The organism is Asanoa siamensis (genome assembly GCF_016862555.1).
GTDB classification, from domain to species: Bacteria; Actinomycetota; Actinomycetes; order Mycobacteriales; family Micromonosporaceae; genus Asanoa; species Asanoa siamensis.
Genome location: NZ_BONE01000180.1, coordinates 1 through 2542 on the forward strand (window position 1 = coordinate 1; position 2542 = coordinate 2542).

At 69.5% G+C, this 2542-nt stretch carries 1 protein-coding gene and 1 pseudogene; both read right to left on the bottom strand.

The genetic code is table 11. The annotated features are described in order from the left end of the window. Positions 1–2082: choice-of-anchor D domain-containing protein (locus Asi02nite_RS41055; protein ID WP_203719452.1), on the bottom strand; the 2082-nt coding region annotated here is incomplete at its 3' end. A gap of 171 nt (positions 2083–2253) precedes the next feature. After that, a pseudogene (locus tag Asi02nite_RS41060) lies at positions 2254–2542 on the bottom strand (hypothetical protein); the annotation flags it as partial.

Here is a 2542-nt window from a genome sequence, read left to right on the forward strand (position 1 = left end):
TGCCCCGAGCGCGCCCGAGAGGCCGAGTCCGGTGCGGGAGTCGGCGATGCGGGTCGGGGTGATCGGGGTGAACCGCAGCCCGCCGCCGATCGTCGAGTCGTCGTAGAACCCGACGAGGTCGACCAGGACGTGGGTGGTCGCGGAGGAGTAGATGCCGATCGACGGCCAACCCTCGATGGGCCCGCAGTCGTAACACTTGATCGTGGGAATGATGGCCAGGTTGGGGACGACCTTGCCCGGCGTGTAGTTGAGCGTGGACGTCTCCGGCTGGCTCCAGTAGTCGCCGTTCCAGGCGGTCAGATAACCGGTCTTGCTGGGCCGGACCGCGGTGATGTTGACCGCGAACGCCCGGATGTGGTCGTCGATCTCGGGCCGGTTCCACCGCGCGCCGATATTGACGTAGGAGCCGCCGTCGAGCGGCTCACCCCAGTCGGAGCGGGAGTCGAACAGGCGCCACGGGGAGATCGGGTGGTAGGCACCGCCCTGCGTCCAGCCGTGGTTCTCGATCCGGTTGTCGGCGGCGTAGTAGCCCGTGATGTCCGCGACGACGTGCACGGCACCCTTGGCGTTGTAGATGTCGACCTTGCCGCCCGCACCGACCGCGACGGTGACCGAGTTGGCACCGGTCCACGCCTTCGGGAAGTTCAGCGACGAGGCGGTGGGCCGGACGGCCACACCGGACGGGTAGACGGTCAGGTAGGAGGACGAGGTCGGCTGCGTCGCCGTCACGTTGAGCACGACGGCGGACACGCCGGTGGACGGCACGCCACCGCGGCCGGTCACCTGCAAAGCGATCGCCCGGTTGGCGCCGATCGGAGCCTTGGACGCACCGAGACCGGTACGGGTGTCGAGCACCCGCGACGGCGGCAGCGGGTAGAACGTGCCCCGCGGTGTCATCTGTCCATTCAGGACGAGCTGGATGGCCTGCGGGTTGGTCAGTCCGTCGTTGGGCACGAGCAGGCTCGCCTCGGCGTACCCGTCCTGGGTGGGGTGCGGAGTGACCGTGATGTCGCAGCGCTGCCCCACCGCCAGGGTCTTGCCGGCGCACGTGTCACCGGTGATGCGGTAGACGCCCGGGGTGGCCCCGCCGATCGACGGCGTGCCCAGCACGACCGGCTTGGTGCCGCTGGCCGTCAGCGTCACCTTCAGCGGCGCACCGTCGACGTCCGGGTCGACCGGGCCGAAGTCCAACCGCTCAGGCGAAGCCGTCAGCGAGCGCGTGTCCTTGCCCTCGACCGTCAGGCGGACGACCTTGATGCCCGAGGCGGTGTTGGCCGGCAGTACCAGGTTCGCCGTCTGCCTGCCCGCCGCGGTCGGACTCGCCGTCACCTGCACCGTGCAGGACTGGCCGTTGGCGACGCTCGAGTTGGAGCAGGTGTCGGCGCCGACCGCGAACGCGGCCGGCGCGGCTCCGGCGAAGGTCGCCGCCCCGAACGTGATCGGGTCGCTGCCCGTCGACGTGAACCGCACCGTCTGCGGCGCGGAGGTGGTCTCGTGCGCCACCGTGCCGAAGTCCAGCAGTGTCTTGTCGTTGCTGGCGCCGACGTAGCCGATGCTGGAGTTGAACCGGATCTCGCCGCTGACCGCCAACGGAACGGTGCCGCAGCTCGCCTTGAACGAGGCCGCGAACTTCGTCACCTTGCCGGTGCCCGCTTCGCGGGCGATCTCCTTGATGGTCAGCGCGCCATCCATGTCGTTGCAGCCGTGCTCGCCCGAGACGTCGAACATCGCCTGGTTGCTCTCGGTCGGGAAGCGCCGGGTCTCGTAGGTCTGGCCCACGTTCCAGGTCGTCCCGGTCGGCGGCACGAGCGTGGCCGCGCCCTGACGCCCACCGTTGTTGGCGATGACGATGACGTTGTCCGGCACGGTGCTGTCGCCGTTGGGCCCGAAGTAGAAGTAGTTGGCGGTGCTCGCCTCGTAGGTTTCCGTGCCGTTGATGACGGCCGTCGAGTCGCCGCCGTCGAGGGTGAACGCCGAGTACGGCGCGGACGGCGGAGCCGCGTGCGCGGTTGACGCGGGAAGAGCGGCGACGACCAACGCACTTGCGACAGCGACCGAAGCGGCGCCACGAAGAGCGCGCATAACTGCCCCCGTGAAGAAGAGATGGAATGCCAGTTGGCAGAACGAACCGTAGGTACGACAGACGGCCGAGGGCAATCGATCTATCGGCTTGTTCCTCGCCGGCGACCGCCGCGCTGGCAGACAGAAAAACGCGGGCCCGCACCGAAGTGCGGGCCCGCGCCTGTCTACGAACTAGCCGATGGGGCGAGGTGCGGTGCCGCCGAGCTTCGCCGGTGCCGGCGGGCCGGCCTTGGCCGCGCCCTTGGCCGACGCCGCGGCGCCGAACACACCCGGGTAGTACCAGTACGAGCCGACGGCGTCGACGACGATGTCGGTGCTGCCGACACTGTTGTAGACGCTGAAGGCCTTGTCGGGGCTCAGCCCGGTGATCGCCGCGTTCGGGACCGTCTGGCCGGCCGACGGGTTGAGGTTGCTCGCCAGCGGAGTCTCCTCGCCCGCGGGCCAGACCGTGACGTACGTG